Here is a 16,737-nt window from a genome sequence, read left to right as displayed (position 1 = left end):
ATCCCCGATCACGGTTGATATCAGCCGGTCGCGTCCGGCGGGCCTTGCCGGCCACCGCCCCTCCATCATTGCGTCAGGAGCCAGCGAGCCCTTGTAGAGGCACACTCACCTGTAGAGGCACACTCACCACCCGCGATGCTCAGGCCCGCCGGCTGTCATGCCGCACCGCTATTGCCCGTCGCGCAAAGTCTCTTTCTGGGTAATCAACCGGGCGCTGTGCTGGCCACTCAAATAGGTCCAGAACCAGCTCCAGGCGACGGCGAAGCGGCTGCGCGTGCCGATCAGGAAATAGATATGGGCGATGCCCCAGATCCACCAGGCAAGCGCACCCTTGAGCTTGAAGCGGCCGAAATCGATGATCGCCGCCCGCCGACCGATCGTCGCCAGGCTGCCCTGATGGCGGTAGCGAAAATCGCCGGGCGGCTTGCCGCCACCAAGGCGTGCGCGGATGACCTTCGCGACATAGGCACCCTGCTGCTTTGCGGCCGGCGCGATCCCCGGCACCGGCTTGCCTCCGTCATAGGTGACGGAGGCCGTATCGCCGATGACGAAGATATCGTCATGACCTGGCGCCTCAAGATCGGCGCCGACGATCGCGCGGCCGGCCCGATCCTCGGCAATGCCGAGCCAACGGGCGGCGGGCGACGCCTGGACGCCGGCGGCCCAGACGAGCGTCCGGCTGGCAACGAAAGTCTCGCCGATCGTCACCCCTTCGGCGGTGCAGTCCGTCACCGGCGTTCCGGTCCGGACCTCCACGCCCAACCTTTCCAGTTCACGCCGGGCATAATCGGACAGGTCCTCGCTGAAGGCAGCCAGAATGCGCGGCCCCGCCTCCACCAGGATCACCCGGGCCTTTCGGGTATCGATGCGGCGAAACTCGCTCGGCAGCGTGCGGTGGGCCATTTCGGCGATGATGCCGGCAAGCTCGACGCCCGTCGGCCCGGCGCCGATCACGGTGAAGGTCAACAGCGCCTCGCGCACGGCCGGGTCTTCCTCGAGTTCCGCCTTTTCGAAAGCGATGAGCACGCGGCGACGGATGGTGGTCGCGTCCTCCAGCGTCTTCAGACCCGGCGCCACCGGCTCCCATTCGTCATGGCCGAAATAGGCATGCGTCGCGCCGGTGGCGATCGCCAGCGTGTCGTAGCCGATCGCCTGCCCGCCCTTGAGCGTCACCGTCTTGGCGGCAGCATCGACGCCGGTAACCTCGCCCAGAAGCGTCGTTACCTCCGGCCGGTCGCGATAGAGATTGCGGATCGGCCAGGCGATCTCCGACGTAGCGATCAGCGTGGTCGCGACCTGGTAGAGCAGCGGCTGGAATAGATGGTGGTTTCGCCGGTCGATCAGCGTGATACGCACCGGCGCGCCGGCAAGCCCGTTGACGAGCTGCAGCCCGCCAAACCCTCCACCGACGACGACGACATGATGCCTGTCCTGCATGGCCATGATCCCGATTTGACTTTTCTCAAATGTGGAGCGGCGCCGCGCCAACACAACCGCCGGCTTCGTATGCCACCCTTGCAAAATCGGTCATGGCGCTGGCACCGGCGTTGCAATAATGTGTTGGGCTACCGTAGACGGGTGCCGGAAGTCGGTGCTGGCAGGATCGTTTCCCCCTCTCCCTGCGAGGCGGCCTTCGGCGCCGTGTGGCTGGCGCAATGCCGCCCTTCAGCTGCTGCTGGTCATTTGCAGAACGCATTCGAGAGCAGTGGCAGCCTCACCTATTGGGCAACGTCGGCCAAGCATGGGTTCAGCACGCGATTTCCGAAAATGGACCCCGGGCATGGGACATGATTGCTTGCAGCTGGCCGCCCTACGCCCGCAGCCGTTTACACAAGCACTGATCGTTTCGCCCCGATCTAGCCCTCAGTCAGAAGGGGTTGATGTAGTTCGTGATCGCGATCTGCCGAAGCAGGTCTTTCCGGATCACATGGGCCGCGCTGACATGTTCGGTAAAGATCGCCGCATCCCCCGTGCTTCCTGCGGGCAGACGATTGGCAAACTCGGCGTCATCAAGTTTTACCCTGACAACGAACGGCAGCGTCTCGATGGTCTTCGATGAAACGGCAGTGCCCGACGTCTGCGTCTGTCCGGTCGCCACCGCCTGGAGAATGCTCTCAACCTTGCCGCCGTAGACTTTTCCGGGCTCGTACTTGAACGTCACCTCAACAGGCTGACCGGGCTCGACATAGCGCGCATCGATCTGCGGCACCTCGACGCCGATGATCGTCTCCGAGGTATCGATGAAGGCCATGACCGGTGATAGCGGCAGATTGGCGACACGCGCGCCCGTGCGCAGCGCTAGGTTCGTCACGTAGCCATCGGCAGGAGCACGGACGATGGTTTTTTCGAGGTTCCAGTTGGCTCCCACCAACTGCGCCTCCAATTGATCGACCTCGGCCTGATATTGTTCGACATCGAACGCGCGTCCGGCGGGAGTCGTCTGCAATCTCGTTTTCTCCGCCAGCCGCAACTGGCTCAACTTGAGCTGGGCCTGCAGAGCATTGACCTGCGACTGATAGGGAGCGGGATCGATACGGAACAGCACGTCACCAACCCTTAGCGGCGAATTCGCCTTGACCGGCACCTCGACCACTTCGCCCGCGACGCTGGGCACTATGGCGACGGAATTGCGCACGACGAGTGCGGGTCCTTGCGGTGCGCCCCAGTTCATCGGGATGAACAGGCCGACCAGCAGGATGAGCAGGACCAGTATCGGTGAGACCTTCCAGAACAGATTGAACGGGACAATCCGAAACTTCACCAGGCAGAACAGGATGACCAGATAGACGTTGAGAAGAACAACGATCATTGTCCAAGCTCCACCTTGGAGACACGGGGAACGTCAACATAGGCCCAGATCAGGACGATCGGCCAAAGGGCGAAACCCAACAGCAGCGTCACCCAACCGCCCACCGTCACCGCTTCGGCCCACGGATGGTTCCGCTTTTTGGCGATCATCCCGGGCAGCATGGCCAGGAAGACGATCACCGCGACGGTGCTTAAGACCAGGACGACAAGCACGATCCACGCAAATAGGTCGATAAGGCTCATGGCCAAATCCCTTCGTTGAGGCGTAAACACTATTGAGCCAGGCATGGCCGTGGCCTCTGGCATGAGCGAGCCGACCCGCGCTGCCGGCAAGGACGCTGAACAGATCGGCTCAGGCTAGCCAATGCCGCTCGCGTGGGAAGTACGTAACAGTTAATCCGATGCCGACGTCGGCACGGCCGAGAAGACGGCATGACGGCCTTGGCCCGTGGCGGGCGCCCTCGCGCAACGACGGGTGCAACCGTGTCTCTTTCACCTTTGAACCGCCCGCACGGGCGGCTCCGCATTGTCCCCGACGACGTTGGTCGAGCATCGGCAACGGCTTTGTCGAGTTCGGCCCGATTGCCAGGCATGCGGGAAAAACCGCCATCGAACCACTAGAATTGCACGGTGGGAGTGCGGCAAGCTTTGAGGAAATATACAAATGGAGTCGGTGCGGCGGGGCAGTCGCCTGCCGCCTCGGGGGCAAGGGGAATAGCGCCAGGAAGCGGCTTGGAGCGATTGACGATACTTCGCTGCGGCAGGAATGTCGCAGAGCGTTTGGGGGAAGCATGCGCAGAGCTGATTTCCATGTCCGACAAGCGGCGTCGATGGCATATCTGGGTGCGGCGCTGATTGCCGGCCTCTGCAGTTTTGGGGCAGCCGGCGACGCATTAGCCGCGAACTGCAGTTCCCGCGGCGGCCTGGCCTATCTCGGCAACACGAAAGGGGCCACCCGCTCTGTCTGGCTTTCCGGAACCAGCGCCGGGTCTTTCGGCCTCGAGGCGGCTCAGGGCAATCAGACAGTCGACACCTGGAGCAAGAGCAAGCGCGGCCTCCATCTCTCGCTTTCGCCGGTCGTTTCAAACGGCAACGGTGGCACGCACAAGCTCTATGACACATCGAGCGGAAAACCGTGCCTGCTCGACACCCAGAACCAGGTGCGTAATATCATCTTTCCGAACATCGACTGGCCCGACGGCCGCCCGGATGTTGGCCCACAGCCGGTGTTTCCGGGTTTCAACTTGCCCGATGGCCGACCGGACGTCGGCCCGCAGCCGGTGTTTCCGGGTTTCAACTTGCCCGATGGCCGACCGGACGTCGGCCCACAGCCGGTGTTTCCGGGTTTCAACTTGCCCGATGGCCGACCGGACGTCGGCCCACAGCCGGTGTTTCCGGGTTTCCACTTGCCCGACGGCCGCCCGGATGTCGGCCCCCAGCCGGTGTTCCCGGGTTTCAACTTGCCCGATGGCCGCCCGGACGTCGGCCCGCAGCCGGTGTTTCCGGGGTTCACGCCGCGCACCCCGACCGCCATCAGAGGCGGCCGCGTGGTCGCAGCCCCCACGCCGGACACCTGTATCGACCCGCGGTCGATAAATTCCAACAAGCAACAGCGCGACCTGCCGATCTGCCGGGACCTCGCTGCCGAAGAAGCCGCCGCCCAAAGCGCCGACCGATCACAGGTGCCGTTGACGCCGGGCCGCGATCTGCCAGCGCCCTCGCTCTGGAACTTCTGGTCGGATATCCAGTTCGCAGACATATCCGACGAACGTTATGACCGCGACAGCGACACGCTCGCCCGCTCGTTGACGATGGGTCTCGATCGCCGCATCACCAACGACCTCGTCGTCGGCATGACCGTTTCCCTTGAGAACAGTTCGACCGATGCGTTCGACGGCACATTGGGCATCGACACCGACGGCTTCAGCTTCGGCCCCTATGCGGCCTACCGTCTGTCGAAACACTGGGCGATCGACGGATCGCTGACATACGGGCGCTACAACAACGATATCGACCTGAGCGTGCTGAGTGGCCGACAGGATTCGGAGCGTCTTGCCGGCGAAATCTCGCTCCACGGCCAATATAAGGTCGATGCCTATTTCATCCGCCCCAAGGTCTCCGTCAATTGGTCCCATATCGACAGCGACGCCTACGACCTCTCGGGCAGCATCCTCAACATACCGGTCAGCGTTTCCCTTCCCGGCGACAGCTTCAATTATGGCGTCCTCGATCTCTCGACCGAGATCAGCCGTTATTTCCGTCTGCCGGACGGGCAGCCGTTTCTCGCCTTCGCCGAACTCGGTGCCGAATACCAATTCGAGCGGCCCAACGACGGCAAGATCCTGACCGGCGACCTGTCGGAAGTGACGCCCTCGCCCTGGGCGTTTTCGCTTCGCTCGGGCTTCCGAATGCTGGTGAACGACAACCTCCAGATCGAAGCGACGGGCGGCTATTTGAGCTTCGGCCAGAAAGATCTCGATGTCTGGGAGGGCAAGCTCCACGTCGCGTGGAGCTTCTGATTTCCAGCAAACGTGCGAAGCGGTTTTTCGTCAGGAAATGCGGAAAAACAAAGAGATAGAGCGCTTCCGTGATTCCGCCTAACGCTCTGACTATCTCCTGCGAGCCGACAAGCGGCGAATCTGCCCGGCTCCTGGCTACCGAACGTCATGTTTTCTCAGGATGCGTCGCACGCAACAGGTTGTCGCGCAACTTCACCACGGTTTGCTGCACCACCGGAAAATCGTCTCCGAGACCGATCACGTCCGTCAATGCTGCGCCGGGCTCCATTTCGACCAGTTTGCGTCCAGCCGCTGTCAGCGTCACGCGGACCTGCCTTTCATCGGCCGGATCGCGCCGGCGCTGCAGATAGCCCTCGGACTCGAGCTTCTTGAGGATCGGCGTCAGCGTGTTCGACTCCAGGAAGAGCTTCTCGCCGAGCGTGCCCACGGTCTGTTCGTCTTCCTCGGAAAGCGCCACCATGGTCACGTATTGAGTATAGGTCAGACCGAGCTTGTCCAGCAGTGGCTTGTAGGCGCGACCGAAGGCGAGGTTTGCCGAGTAGATCGCAAAGCACAGAAAATTCGAAAGCTTCCTGCCGCCGTATTCGGCCTGCGACGCGGAAACGTCGGCACCTTTTGCTGTTGGGGATTTGGGCATGGGTATATCCTGTTCCATTGTCCTCGTTGTCGACCCTTATATAAATCGCATCCGATTAAATCGCAATGGTATTGACATCCGGTTTGGGTTGGCATATTTACATCGCATCCGATTATAGTGGATGCGATAAAACTTAACCAGAAAGGATTTCACCATGACCGAGAAGCTCCTCTTCACCGGCAAGACCCACAACACCGGCGGCCGCAACGGCGGCACGCGCAGCGACGATGGCATGCTTGACCTCAAGCTGGCGCAGCCGCATCCGGCCGCTGAAAACCTCTTCGGTGCTGCCTGGTCCGCGTGCTACATCGGTGCGATCGAGGTCGCCGCCTCCCAGAGAAAGATCAAGCTTACGGCCGGACCCGAGGTCAACACCGAGATCGATCTGAACGTTAATGACGGCTCCTACTTCCTGCGCGCACGTCTCAATGTCAGCCTGCCGGGCCTCGACCGCGACGTCGCCCATGAACTGATCCATGCAGCCCACGAGATCTGCCCCTATTCCAAGGCGACACGCGGCAACATCGATGTCGAGACCAATCTGGTCTGAAGGCCATCCGGTCAGGTCTGGCCGCTCACCCGGCAGACCTGACCTCCCCTTATGCCCACTTGGAGAACACGGATGAGCAACAGCCACACCCAGCCGCCGCAAGCCTATAGTGAGTTCTCTGATGTGGTCGACCCGGCCATCTATGAGCCATTGCCCGACGATTGGCACATCGCCATTACCGATGTCGTCGACTCGACCTCGGCGATCAGGTCCGGGCGCTATGAGGACGTCAACTTTGCCGGCGCCTCCGCGATCGTCGCCTTCGGCAACGCCCGGGGGACGTTCGATTTTCCCTTCGTGTTTCGTGGCGACGGCGCGGCATTCGCCCTGCCGCCGGAGGCGGCCGCAACCGCGGCATCGACCTTGCGTCAGGTCGCGGCCTTTGCGAGCGACAGCCTTGGCCTGACGCTTCGAACCGGGTTGTTGTCCGTGCGCGAAGTCCGCGCCAACGGAAGCGATGTCAGGATCGCCCGCTACGCGGCATCGCAAGACGCCACCTATACCATGTTTGCCGGTGGCGGATTGAAATGGGCGGAACAGCAGATCAAGCGCGGGCGCTACCTGATAAGGCCGGACAGGGATACGACGCAACCGAACCTGACCGGTCTCCGGTGCGAATGGAAGCCGTTTCCCAGCCAGCGCGGTGAAATTCTCTCCTTGCTGGTAGAGCCGACCGAACAGACCGGCGCTCAGGACTTTGCCGCCCTGGCGAGAAGCGTCCTTGCCGTTCTCGAGGCCGGGCAGCGCCAGGCTCATCCGGTGCCGGAGGCGGTCGCGGTACCAAAGGATGAGCGGATGGATGTCGACCCGGCGCGCTGGTCGACGGTCGCGGCCAATTCGGATTTCCGCAAGTGCGATGACGGCTTGCGCCTGACGCTCGATTGCACGCATGAGCAGATCGACCGGGTCGAAGCCATCCTTGTCGCCGCCAGACAACGCGGCGAAGTCAGTTTCGGTCTACACCGCCAGTCTCATGCGCTGATGACCTGCCTGATCCCATCCGGCAGACCTGATTCACACCTACATTTTCTCGACGGAATGGACGGCGGCTATGCCAGGGCCGCGGAAATGCTGGCACCTGCCAAACAAGCTGCGGCGTGATTATTGGCGGGCGGCAAAGGCCATCCACTTTCATATCCACCTCCAGCAAACCGACATCCAGTAGATTCGCTAGGCAGTTGACAGAAACATCGCAAGCCCCGGACGGGGCCGTCCAAGCCCTCCATATCAAGCTTGCGATGGGCTACCGGATGCCGGCGCCCACAGCCGAGCCCTCACCCCGGTTTACCATTTCATTCTGTCGCGACCGCTCGTGAAGCATTCGACACCAGAGCGCGAGGGTCGCCAAGTGAAACAACCGAAAGCTCAGCCGCGACAGAACGACCCAATGAATGCGATTTTTCCGAATTAATCCAAAGTGATTGCAGAGATATCTTTCGGATGGGCGGGTCGAAAACAGCCACATTCGTAGCATCATTGAAATGAACGTTACCAAACGCAGCAGTGTAGTTGAATATTTGACCCACAAGGGAGGACATCATGCCTACCGTTATGGCTTATCACGATGTCAAAGACACCAAACACTGGCTCGCCTCGCCGCTCCGCAAGCAGATCTTCGAACCGATCGGCGTCACAAACATCCGCACATTTGTAGACCCTCAGGCATCCAACCGCGTCGGCTTGGTCATGGATGTTGCCGACATGGCAAAATTGGAGGCCTTCATGCAGACAAAAGCGGCAGCGGATGCGATGACGCATGATGGCGTGCTGCCCGAAACTCTGGTGTTACTCGTCCAATCCCAGTAACCGGGGTGCCGCATCCGACATCATGCCAAGACGGTCTTAAGGCGCTTGCGCCGATGTCTCGGCATCACAAAGGCCCCTCCGGGCAGGACACTCGTCCCAACCCAACCTGACGCAGGAGGATGATATGACGACATTGTTCGTAAGACACGAAGTCTTCGACTACGCGGCCTGGCGCAGGGTATACGATGCGTTTTCGCCGGTGCAGAAGGCAAACGGCGTTTTGGCGGAGGCGGTTTATCAAGCCCCTGACAATCCCAACGATGTTACCGTAACCCATGAGTTTGCCACGCTTGAAGCGGCTCAGGCGTTCGGCAACCTGGACGAATTGAAAACGGCAATGCGCAACGGCGGTGTGCAAGGCACGCCGACAGTGTGGTTTGCCAACAAGGCATGAGATAGCCCGGAGTGGCATCACCCCGCCTGCGCCATCGCCGGCTCGAAGCCGATTTCGTCGATGGTTCCGACCAGCACGATCTCGTCGCCGAGCGACCATTCGGCGGCCCGCGCCGCCATGTGCGCCGGGACCTTTTCCGAGCCGCCCGGCCCCGGTGGCACGTCATAGGTGGCGTGCGCGTCGTGGGCGAGGATCACCTGGAAGCCGAGGTCCATCGCCCGGCGCGCCGTTGCCGCCAAACACATTTCCGACAGCATGCCGCAGATGGCGATGGTTTCGACCCGATGGCTCCTCAGCCGCGCCTCCAGATCGGTGTCGTGAAAACCATCGTCGACGGACTTGCGCACGACCGTTTCACCGGGGCTCGCATCGAAGAACAACTGCCAGCCGTCCGTGCCCGGCTCGTCCGGCGCACCCTTTTCCCCGTCGTTCTGCACGAAGATGATGGGGACTGCCTTTTCGCGCGCGCGCTCAAGCAGCCGGCCGACGGCCCGCTGCAGCGACAGAAGATCCGGCACCGCATCCGCACCCGATATGAAGGCGCGCTGCACGTCGACGACCACAAGCGCCTCGGCCAGTTTGATGCCGTTCTCGCTCATCGTCTCAATCACTCCGCATAATCGACCGGCACCGCGGTGCCGCTCTTCAGGATCTCCATCGAGATAGACGCGGAAACGTCGAAGAGCTCCACCTTGCGCACGATCTGTTTGTAGACCACGTCGTAGTGTTCGACCCGCGGCAACACGACCTTGACGATATAGTCGTAGTTGCCGGTCAGGCGATGCGCCTCGACGATCTCGGGGATGTCGCTGATCGCCCGGCGAAATGTCTCGATCCACTCGTCGGAGTGATGCGCAGTCTTGATCATCGCGAACACGGTGGTCGGCACGCCCATGCGCTCGCGGTTGAGAACGACGATACGCTTGGCGATGTAACCTGCCTCTTCCAGCCGCTGGATGCGGCGCGAACAGGCGGACAGCGAAAGGTTCACCCGGTCGGCAAGTTCGCCGACGGCCATGCTCCCATCCTGCTGCAACAGCGTCAAAAGCTTCCTGTCTCTCTCGTCCAGCACGCTCACCACTCCCATTTCATCGAAACGATACGCTGCATATTTGCACAATCAACAGTCATTGCGCAATTCATTCGCGCTAAACGACCATTCTCGCGCCATCAAAGCGAACCATTGCGGACGAAGGTCCGGCATAGTTTCCCCATCGAAAACAGCTGGCCGCACTTCGGTGCGGATGGCGACAGGATCAGGGAAAGAAACGATGGAAATGCGCAAGATCGGTCTTATCGGCGGCATGAGCTTCGAAAGCTCGGTGGTCTATTACCGCATGGTCAACGAGGCCGTTCGCGAGCGGCTGGGCGCGCTGCATTCGGCCGAGGTGCTGCTGCACTCCGTCGACTTCCAGTCGATCGTCGACCTGCAGAAGGCCGGCCGCTGGGACGACGCCGCCAGGCGGCTTGCCGATGTTGCCCATGGGCTGAAGACGGCCGGTGCCGACTGCGTGCTGATCTGCACCAACACCATGCACCTGATCGCCGACGCCGTGCAGGCGGCCGTCGACATTCCGCTGATCAACATCATCGACGAGACCGGAGCCCGCCTCAAGGCCGCCGGCGTTCGCAAGCCGCTGCTGCTTGCCACCCGCTACACGATGGAGCACGGCTTTTACGCCGAGCGCATGAAGAGCCACGGCATCGAAGTGATGGTGCCCGACGCTGCTGGCCGCACGCTGACGCACAACATCATCTTCGACGAGCTTTGCGCCGGCAAGGTGCTGAGCCCTTCCCGCAAGGCGCTGATCGACCTGATCGACACGGCGGAGGCCGAAGGGGCCGATGCCGTCATCCTTGGCTGCACCGAGATCTGCCTGATCCTCGACCCGAAGAGCCTGCCGCTGCCGGGCTTCGACTCCACCGCGATCCACGCCGACGCCGCCGTCGAATTCGCCCTCGGCGTCGAGGATTTGCGCCGCGCCGCATAAGCCAGGATCGGGCGTTCCCCGATCCGCACCGACCGCAAACGAAAATGGCCTCCAGCCTGCGCTGTGGGCCATTTTCCGTTGATCCATGCGGCATGCTCGGTCCCTTACAGGCGTCTTATTAGACGCGCAAAGGTCGCTGTAGCACTTTGAATGGCTGCATGTTTTGATCCTTAAATCGAATAGGATTTAAGGAAACATGCAGTAGGCGCAATTGCCGCGCCGCGTGCTTGACGTTTGCCGCCGTTCAGGTGCGTCGGATGTTCAAGCCGTTTCCTGCCCGCTGCGTGGCCCGCGAAGGCCGATGCAGTTGCCCCAGGGGTCGCGAACCTGGCACATCCACAACCCGTCTTCGATCGCAAGCGGGCCGCGATAGAGCGGCGCGCCCAGACCGTTGAAATCGGCAAGCGCCCGGTCGAAATCCTCGACCTGCCAATAGACGACCGAACCGGCCGCGCCGCTCGCCACCTTCTCGTCCGCCGGCACGATTTCCAGATGGGTCGAACCGATCTTCAGATACTCGAAATCGAAGGCGTCCAGACGGCGACGTTCTGCGCTTGGGAAGGCGCGCTGATACCAGGAAAGCCCTGCATCCACATCGGCGACATGCACCAGAACCGCAGCCACAAATTCTGTCATCACAACACCTCGCCAACGCAAAGAACCATTTGAGGGTCGGCATTTCCGTCCCTCTACAGCGCCGCGCGTCCATGACGCGCAAAGGACGCCGTAACACCTTATATTTGCTGCATAATTCCTTAAATCGAATCCAACTTGAGGAATTATGCTGAGCGGGCCTTATACAGGGTTTGCACGCGGATGCGCGGTCTCGCGGTACGCTCAGGCGGGCACGGCGACAGCGCTTTCGGCGACCGGCTGCGCGCATATCGCCTGCCAGTCGCACTCCTTGAGGCCCGCGGCTGCAAAGGGGTCGATCAGCGTGCCCGAAACTATCGAGGCGAGCAGCGCCGGCGAAGGCGGAATGCGCGCGATCGTTGCCACCAGCCGGTCGCGCAGCCAGGCAAGCGCTGCGGAGTCCGATTGGTAGAAGGGCGTGAACGCCAGCGACAGCAGCTGGAACAGCGCCATATGGTTGCGCCTCGCCCGGCCATACGCGGCCAGCGCCGCGTCGATATCGTCGGTAAGCGACAAAGTGTGGGCAAGCGTCGCCGCATCGATCAGCGCCATGTTGGCGCCCTGCCCCAGTTGCGGGCTGGTCGAATGCGCGCTGTCGCCGACAAAAGCGACGCGGCCCGACGTCGGCGGGCGCAAGGTGCGGTGGGCATAGCGCGCCAGCGTCAGTTGGTCCCAATCGTCGATCTGGTCGAGCAGCGGCGCGCAATCCGGCCAGTAGTCGCGAATTGCCGCCTTCCATCTGTCCAGACCCGCCGCCTTCACGGCGTCGGCATCGCCGACCTTGACGCTCCAGAAGAAGGCAACATGGTCTCGCGCCTTCGGTCGCGCCCGGCCCGCCGGCAGGATGCCGATCATCACCTTGGCGCGGTCGTAGCGCTGTGTCAGTGCGTTTGGATCATGGGTCAGGCCGTCACTGTCGAGCGTCGCCCAGAAGGCGCCATAGGCAAGCTCGCGCACGCCGGGCGCCGTCGCGGCACCCGCCGCAATGGTCGAGCGGGCACCGGTCGCGTCGATGACGAGATCATAGCGCCCCGCCTCCTGGCCGGCGGCATCCGTCAGCACCGCCTTTTCGCCCGAGGTCTTGGCCGCGGTCAGCGTCATGCCGGTGCGAATGGCAATGCCGGCCGCTGTAACTGCATCATGCAACACGCCGAACAGCGCTGCGCGCTGAACGGCCAGCCCGAAGCGACCGCCCGCAAGCGCGTCATAGCGCACGTCGAGCACCGTGCGGCCGCTCCTGGCATCGGCGCCGTGCAGCCGGTCGATGCGGCTGCCGAGCGCCATGATCGGCTGAAGCAACCCGAGCGCGGCGAGCGCCGTCAGCCCCGTCGGCTGCAGCATCAGCCCGGAGCCGACCGGCGCGACGTCCGCGAAACGTTCCAGGATTTCAACGCGGTGGCCCTGCCGCGCAAGCAAAAGCGCCGAGGCAAGCCCGGCCGGCCCGGCGCCGGCAATACCGATATCGAGTCTCTTCATGCAGTCAGCAATAGCCGCTCAAGGCGCGCCGTCATAGGCCTGGCGCGAGGCGCGGATTGCCACATGGTTGGCAGCCGACCAATCGACAAAATGCTTCAGCAATTCGTGCAACGAGCGCCCGAGATCGGTCAGCGCATATTCCACGCTCGGCGGCTGCGTCGGAAAGACCGTGCGACTGATATAGCCGTCGCGCTGCAGGTCGCGCAGCGTCTGCGTCAGCATGCGCTGGGAGATATCGGGGATCAGCCGCCGAAGTTCCGAGAAGCGCAACGCCCCGTCGGCCAGCGACAGGATCATCAGCGAGTTCCACTTGCCGCCGATGTTGTCCATGACGTCGCGCACCGGGCAATTCTCGACATCCATCGGCACGCCGCAGACCATCGCCACGCGCTTGCCCTTCACATCACCACTGAGCTTGTTCATGGGCCGGTACCCTTTTTGTAACCACGGCAGAAAAAACTGCCTCCTTTACAGCTCTTACCAGATTACTAGATTAGAGCAACTCTCAAAAAGAGACCAACAACCGGCAGACGTGCTTTCCCTCCCGAAGCGTCGGCTGGCATCACAGAGAAAAAGGAAAAGTTCATGTCCGATACATTGCTCGTGACCGGCGCCACCGGCCAGCTCGGCAAGCTCGTGCTCGATGCGCTGCTTGCATCCGGCAAGGTCCAGCCGGCCAACATCATCGCCACCAGCCGCGATACGGCAAAGCTTTCCGACTATGTCGGCAAGGGCGTGCAGGCACGTGTCGCCGACTTCGACGATCCGGCCTCGCTCGACCGGGCCTTTGCCGGCGCCGACCGCATCCTGATCATCTCCACCGATGCGCTCGACCAGCCGGGCAAGCGCCTGCATCAGCATCTGGCAGCCGTCGCGGCCGCGAAGAAGGCCGGCGCCAAGCACATCCTCTACACCTCGATGCCGAACCCGGAGACCTCGGTCATCCCGTTTGCGCCCGATCATCTCGGCACCGAAAACGCCATCAAGGCAACCGGCATCCCCTACACGATCCTGCGCAACGGCTGGTATATGGAAAACCTGTTCATGGCGCTGCCGCATGCGCTGGAAACCGGACAGTGGTACTCGTCCTCGGGCAAGGGCCGCCTCGCCCACCTCGCCCGCGCCGATGCCGCAAAGGCCGCCGCAGCAGCCCTGCTTTCAGCCGGCGATGAAAGCCGCACGTTCACGCTGACCGGCCCGGAGCTGCGCTCGACCGACGAGATCGCCGCTCTCGTCTCCAAGGCTGCCGGCAAGCCGCTCGACGTCGTCCACATTTCCGACGACGCGCTGGCCGGCGGGCTGAAGGGCGCGGGCCTGCCCGACTTCCTCATCCCGATCGTCGTCTCCTTCGACGCCAACACCCGCGAGGGCCATATCGACATGGTGACGAGCGACGTGACGACCCTGACCGGCGCCACCCCCCTGCCGCTCACCGCCTTCCTCGAAGCCAGCAGGGCAAGACTTGCCGGCTGAATGGTAAGCGCCCTCATTCCTGTGCCTGTCACAGGATTCTAGCCAGCCCAAGTCTTTGGGCTGAAAGGTCTTTTGACCCGACAGACGTCGGGTCACTGGATCCCCGCCACAAGGGCGAGGATGAGAAGGACGGGATGTCTCTCGCATCAAACAGGGGATCTCGGTCGTTTGTCATCAGCCGGGCCGGCAAATGCCGGCTTTCGGTCCGCCAACACCCCATTGCTTCCAAGCTTTCCCCACGGCCTGCCCAATCTTCGCAGCCCTCTATCGTTATCGGACGGCCTCCACCGGCCCGACATCTCCCCGCACCGCGATCTCGGCCAGAACGAGAGCGCTGAGGCCCGCGAGGAAGAAACCCGCCGACAGGTTCAGCGTCGTGCCGTTGTAAAAGGCGCCCAGACCGATGGCAAACAGGGTCGCGATCAGGCTCGATCCGGAGGCGATCAACGATGCGCCGAGGCCCGCAACCTGGCCAAGCGAGCGCATAGCCATGGCGTTCAGGTTGCCGAACAGCACCCCGACTGCAAAGAACGCCGCAAAGCCGAGCACCATCAGCACGGTCAGTGGCGGCCGTCCGCCCCAAAAAATGGATGCCGCCAGCATCATCAGTCCCGCCGTCGCCAGCCCGACAAAACCATAGCGTGCCATTGTCTCCGCCCCAAAGCGCTGCACAAGTTTTGCGTTGAGGAACGAAGCAAGCCCGATCCCTGTGGCCAGCATCGCAAAATACAATGGGAAGGTTTGTCCGATCCCATAGGCATCGAAGAAGAGATCGGCCGCCGTGCTGAGGTAAAGGAGCTGCGCACCGAAGACGAGCCCGGTCGCCACGATCAGCAGCGTCACGCGCCGATTTGACAGGATACGCCGCCCGTTCGACAGCAGAAGCCTCGGACGAAAGGGAATGCGTTTCCCGGCCGGCAATGTTTCCGGTTGCCGCATGACCAGCCACAACCCGAGAAGGCCTGCCACAGCGAGATAGACCACGAAGACGCTGCGCCAGCCGCCGACCGCGATGATACCCTGCGCCAACGTCGGAGCCAGCATCGGCACGAGAATGAAGAGCGTGAACATGAATGACATGACGCGGGCCATGGCATCGCCCTCGAACTGGTCGCGGATCATCGCCCGCGTGGCGATCTTCGGTCCGGAGACGCCGACCCCCTGAAGAAATCGGCCGAGAATCACCATTTCGAGTGAGCCTGCCACCATGGCGATGACCGTACCGAGCGCATAGACGCCAAGGCCCAGAACAAGCGCTTTCTTTCGTCCCATCGCGTCGGAGAGCGGGCCCAGCAGCAACTCTCCGAACGCCATGCCGAGGATGAAAAGCGATATGATGTGCTGGGTAGAGAGCGGCGGCGCAACGCCGACATCGGCCCCGATCTGACGCAAGCCCGGCAACAGCGCATCGATGCTGATGGAGGTTAGCGAGGTCAGAAGGGCATAGAGAGCGATACGCTCGCGGAAACTGGTGGGAGATGTCATTAGCCGCACACAAAGGAAAAGATAGGCTCGACCTATAGCAGTCAAGCCGCAGGTTTGCGCGCGCCAGTCGCAAGACTCGTTCGAGAAACTTTGCTCCTGAAAGTTCAGCGTCTCGGTTTCACGGCGCTCAGGAGTTCAGGTGGGAGGCATCCGCCAGGCTGATGACTGCCCGATTTCGGAAGAAATCGTCCTGGCGCAGATGCGTGATGCTCCCGGATTTTGCCGGGAAACTCAGGAAGCCCGAGGCATCGATCGGTATCTTCATCCACGCGGCAAGGACCAGCGTGAGTGTAAAGCCATGGGTCACGATGATCTGTGTCTCGCAAGGCCGCTCGACGATCGCGTTCACGCAAGGGTAGACACGGGCTGCCACGTCGCGCCGGGTTTCCGCGCCATCGATGCCGCAATGGTAATCGAGCCGGTTGTCGTCCGGCGCCGGGCTATACCGTGCGTCGAGCCACGCCTGGGGTTTGCCGCCCGCCACACCGTAGCTGATTTCCCTGAGATCGGCGGTCTCCGTCACCGGCCGCTGGAAGCGCTTTGCAATGGCAGCCGCCGTCTGCGATGCGCGGCGAAGATCCGAGCTATGGATCTCCACCTCGTTCCCGCCGATGAGGTCCAGCAGCTGCTCGGCAGTTGCCGCCGCGTCCTCGTGGCCGCGAGTTGTCAGGTCGGTGTCGTACCAGCCTCCCACCTTGTCCTCTTCGTGGTGGATGGATTGAGTGTGGGTGACGACGAAAATGTCTTTCATATCGGCAATCTCATGAATTTCGCCTCGTCGGTCCGGTTTTCGCGACACAGCAACTGCATGGCGCGCCTTAAATCGGAATCGATCGACGGAGAAAATTATGCAGAAATTTTAAAATGTTACAGCGCCGCGCGGCGCTGCAAGAGTGAACATTCCGCCATGCCAGCGCTTGCGGAATACGTCGCGAAACTCGCGACGTCCCCATGGGCTCCGCGCC

At 62.2% G+C, this 16,737-nt stretch carries 18 protein-coding genes; 7 read left to right on the top strand and 11 right to left on the bottom strand.

Features of this window, described 5'->3' with window-relative positions; all coding sequences use genetic code 11:
• Positions 1 to 168: 168 nt before the first annotated feature.
• From ASD52_RS01215 to ASD52_RS01205, 3 genes are all read right to left on the bottom strand, one after another.
• Positions 169 to 1,437: an NAD(P)/FAD-dependent oxidoreductase gene (locus ASD52_RS01215; RefSeq protein ID WP_025427616.1), complete on the bottom strand. Its 1,269-nt coding sequence runs from the start codon at positions 1,435 to 1,437 to the stop codon at positions 169 to 171.
• A 430-nt stretch (positions 1,438 to 1,867) separates the two neighbouring features.
• The gene (locus tag ASD52_RS01210; RefSeq protein ID WP_057222708.1) at positions 1,868 to 2,809 is read right to left on the bottom strand and encodes an efflux RND transporter periplasmic adaptor subunit; all 942 of its coding nucleotides are present in this window, start codon (positions 2,807 to 2,809) and stop codon (positions 1,868 to 1,870) included.
• On the bottom strand, positions 2,806 to 3,051 hold the full coding sequence (locus ASD52_RS01205) for a DUF3302 domain-containing protein (protein ID WP_025427618.1): 246 nt from the start codon (positions 3,049 to 3,051) through the stop codon (positions 2,806 to 2,808). Before ASD52_RS01205 ends, ASD52_RS01210 begins: the two co-directional genes overlap by 4 nt.
• Positions 3,052 to 3,638: 587 nt before the next feature.
• On the opposite strand from ASD52_RS01205, the gene ASD52_RS01200 reads away from it, so the two are divergent.
• A complete protein-coding gene (locus tag ASD52_RS01200; protein WP_156408404.1) occupies positions 3,639 to 5,327 on the top strand; it encodes an autotransporter outer membrane beta-barrel domain-containing protein in 1,689 nt (562 codons plus the stop codon).
• Positions 5,328 to 5,472: 145 nt separating this feature from the next.
• Here the strand turns inward: ASD52_RS01200 and ASD52_RS01195 are convergent, their stop codons facing one another.
• Positions 5,473 to 5,964, bottom strand: coding sequence for a MarR family transcriptional regulator (locus tag ASD52_RS01195; protein WP_025427620.1), 492 nt, complete (start codon positions 5,962 to 5,964; stop codon positions 5,473 to 5,475).
• 154 nt (positions 5,965 to 6,118) lie between these two features.
• On the opposite strand from ASD52_RS01195, the gene ASD52_RS01190 reads away from it, so the two are divergent.
• The 4 genes from ASD52_RS01190 to ASD52_RS01175 all read left to right on the top strand — a co-directional run bounded on the left by ASD52_RS01190 (position 6,119) and on the right by ASD52_RS01175 (position 8,714).
• A complete protein-coding gene (locus ASD52_RS01190) occupies positions 6,119 to 6,514 on the top strand; it encodes an Ohr family peroxiredoxin (protein ID WP_025427621.1) in 396 nt (131 codons plus the stop codon).
• A gap of 72 nt (positions 6,515 to 6,586) precedes the next feature.
• Positions 6,587 to 7,615, top strand: a complete 1,029-nt coding sequence (locus ASD52_RS01185) for a DUF3095 family protein (RefSeq protein WP_025427622.1) — start codon at positions 6,587 to 6,589, stop codon at positions 7,613 to 7,615.
• Between the two features lie 438 nt (positions 7,616 to 8,053).
• A complete protein-coding gene (locus ASD52_RS01180; protein ID WP_025427623.1) occupies positions 8,054 to 8,320 on the top strand; it encodes a hypothetical protein in 267 nt (88 codons plus the stop codon).
• Between the two features lie 124 nt (positions 8,321 to 8,444).
• Positions 8,445 to 8,714 (top strand): antibiotic biosynthesis monooxygenase, encoded by a 270-nt coding sequence (locus ASD52_RS01175; RefSeq protein WP_025427624.1) that lies wholly within the window; start codon positions 8,445 to 8,447, stop codon positions 8,712 to 8,714.
• Between the two features lie 17 nt (positions 8,715 to 8,731).
• On the opposite strand, the gene ASD52_RS01170 is transcribed toward ASD52_RS01175, so the two are convergent.
• Positions 8,732 to 9,313: an isochorismatase family protein gene (locus ASD52_RS01170; RefSeq protein WP_038577231.1), complete on the bottom strand. Its 582-nt coding sequence runs from the start codon at positions 9,311 to 9,313 to the stop codon at positions 8,732 to 8,734.
• Between the two features lie 8 nt (positions 9,314 to 9,321).
• Complete coding sequence (locus ASD52_RS01165) at positions 9,322 to 9,786, bottom strand: Lrp/AsnC family transcriptional regulator (RefSeq protein ID WP_025427626.1); 465 nt, start codon at positions 9,784 to 9,786, stop codon at positions 9,322 to 9,324.
• 199 nt (positions 9,787 to 9,985) lie between these two features.
• On the opposite strand from ASD52_RS01165, the gene ASD52_RS01160 reads away from it, so the two are divergent.
• Entirely contained in the window at positions 9,986 to 10,705 is a 720-nt protein-coding gene (locus ASD52_RS01160) for an aspartate/glutamate racemase family protein (protein ID WP_025427627.1), read from the top strand.
• Positions 10,706 to 10,966: 261 nt separating this feature from the next.
• Here ASD52_RS01160 and ASD52_RS01155 read toward each other — a convergent pair whose 3' ends face one another.
• The 3 genes from ASD52_RS01155 to ASD52_RS01145 form a co-directional block, all read right to left on the bottom strand.
• Positions 10,967 to 11,341 carry a VOC family protein gene (locus ASD52_RS01155; RefSeq protein WP_025427628.1) on the bottom strand — a complete coding sequence of 125 codons (375 nt, stop codon included), beginning with the start codon at positions 11,339 to 11,341 and terminating at the stop codon, positions 10,967 to 10,969.
• A 201-nt stretch (positions 11,342 to 11,542) separates the two neighbouring features.
• Positions 11,543 to 12,814, bottom strand: coding sequence for an NAD(P)/FAD-dependent oxidoreductase (locus tag ASD52_RS01150; RefSeq protein WP_025427629.1), 1,272 nt, complete (start codon positions 12,812 to 12,814; stop codon positions 11,543 to 11,545).
• 18 nt (positions 12,815 to 12,832) lie between these two features.
• Positions 12,833 to 13,237: a helix-turn-helix domain-containing protein gene (locus ASD52_RS01145; RefSeq protein ID WP_025427630.1), complete on the bottom strand. Its 405-nt coding sequence runs from the start codon at positions 13,235 to 13,237 to the stop codon at positions 12,833 to 12,835.
• A gap of 162 nt (positions 13,238 to 13,399) precedes the next feature.
• Here ASD52_RS01145 and ASD52_RS01140 point away from each other — a divergent pair, with 162 nt between their 5' ends.
• On the top strand, positions 13,400 to 14,287 hold the full coding sequence (locus ASD52_RS01140) for an NmrA family NAD(P)-binding protein (protein WP_025427631.1): 888 nt from the start codon (positions 13,400 to 13,402) through the stop codon (positions 14,285 to 14,287).
• 270 nt (positions 14,288 to 14,557) lie between these two features.
• Here the strand turns inward: ASD52_RS01140 and ASD52_RS01135 are convergent, their stop codons facing one another.
• Positions 14,558 to 15,772, bottom strand: coding sequence for a multidrug effflux MFS transporter (locus ASD52_RS01135; protein ID WP_057222707.1), 1,215 nt, complete (start codon positions 15,770 to 15,772; stop codon positions 14,558 to 14,560).
• Positions 15,773 to 15,899: 127 nt separating this feature from the next.
• On the bottom strand, positions 15,900 to 16,523 hold the full coding sequence (locus tag ASD52_RS01130; RefSeq protein WP_025427633.1) for a histidine phosphatase family protein: 624 nt from the start codon (positions 16,521 to 16,523) through the stop codon (positions 15,900 to 15,902).
• Between the last annotated feature and the right edge of the window lie 214 nt (positions 16,524 to 16,737).

Origin of the sequence: Ensifer sp. Root142 (assembly GCF_001426785.1) — a bacterium.
Taxonomy (GTDB): Bacteria; Pseudomonadota; Alphaproteobacteria; order Rhizobiales; family Rhizobiaceae; genus Ensifer; species Ensifer canadensis.
The sequence above is the reverse complement of the archived record's forward strand: the minus strand, read 5'-3'. Positions and strand labels throughout refer to the sequence as shown.

Coding starts and splice junctions, on each gene's coding strand:
- ASD52_RS01215 (WP_025427616.1), bottom strand. CDS start 1,437: ATGCAGGACAGGCATCATGTCGTCGTCGTCGGTGGAGGGTTTGGCGGG.
- ASD52_RS01185 (WP_025427622.1), top strand. CDS start 6,587: ATGAGCAACAGCCACACCCAGCCGCCGCAAGCCTATAGTGAGTTCTCT.
- ASD52_RS01205 (WP_025427618.1), bottom strand. CDS start 3,051: ATGAGCCTTATCGACCTATTTGCGTGGATCGTGCTTGTCGTCCTGGTC.
- ASD52_RS01210 (WP_057222708.1), bottom strand. CDS start 2,809: ATGATCGTTGTTCTTCTCAACGTCTATCTGGTCATCCTGTTCTGCCTG.
- ASD52_RS01160 (WP_025427627.1), top strand. CDS start 9,986: ATGGAAATGCGCAAGATCGGTCTTATCGGCGGCATGAGCTTCGAAAGC.
- ASD52_RS01170 (WP_038577231.1), bottom strand. CDS start 9,313: ATGAGCGAGAACGGCATCAAACTGGCCGAGGCGCTTGTGGTCGTCGAC.
- ASD52_RS01135 (WP_057222707.1), bottom strand. CDS start 15,772: ATGACATCTCCCACCAGTTTCCGCGAGCGTATCGCTCTCTATGCCCTT.
- ASD52_RS01180 (WP_025427623.1), top strand. CDS start 8,054: ATGCCTACCGTTATGGCTTATCACGATGTCAAAGACACCAAACACTGG.
- ASD52_RS01195 (WP_025427620.1), bottom strand. CDS start 5,964: ATGCCCAAATCCCCAACAGCAAAAGGTGCCGACGTTTCCGCGTCGCAG.
- ASD52_RS01140 (WP_025427631.1), top strand. CDS start 13,400: ATGTCCGATACATTGCTCGTGACCGGCGCCACCGGCCAGCTCGGCAAG.
- ASD52_RS01190 (WP_025427621.1), top strand. CDS start 6,119: ATGACCGAGAAGCTCCTCTTCACCGGCAAGACCCACAACACCGGCGGC.
- ASD52_RS01155 (WP_025427628.1), bottom strand. CDS start 11,341: ATGACAGAATTTGTGGCTGCGGTTCTGGTGCATGTCGCCGATGTGGAT.
- ASD52_RS01145 (WP_025427630.1), bottom strand. CDS start 13,237: ATGAACAAGCTCAGTGGTGATGTGAAGGGCAAGCGCGTGGCGATGGTC.
- ASD52_RS01200 (WP_156408404.1), top strand. CDS start 3,639: ATGGCATATCTGGGTGCGGCGCTGATTGCCGGCCTCTGCAGTTTTGGG.
- ASD52_RS01130 (WP_025427633.1), bottom strand. CDS start 16,523: ATGAAAGACATTTTCGTCGTCACCCACACTCAATCCATCCACCACGAA.
- ASD52_RS01175 (WP_025427624.1), top strand. CDS start 8,445: ATGACGACATTGTTCGTAAGACACGAAGTCTTCGACTACGCGGCCTGG.
- ASD52_RS01150 (WP_025427629.1), bottom strand. CDS start 12,814: ATGAAGAGACTCGATATCGGTATTGCCGGCGCCGGGCCGGCCGGGCTT.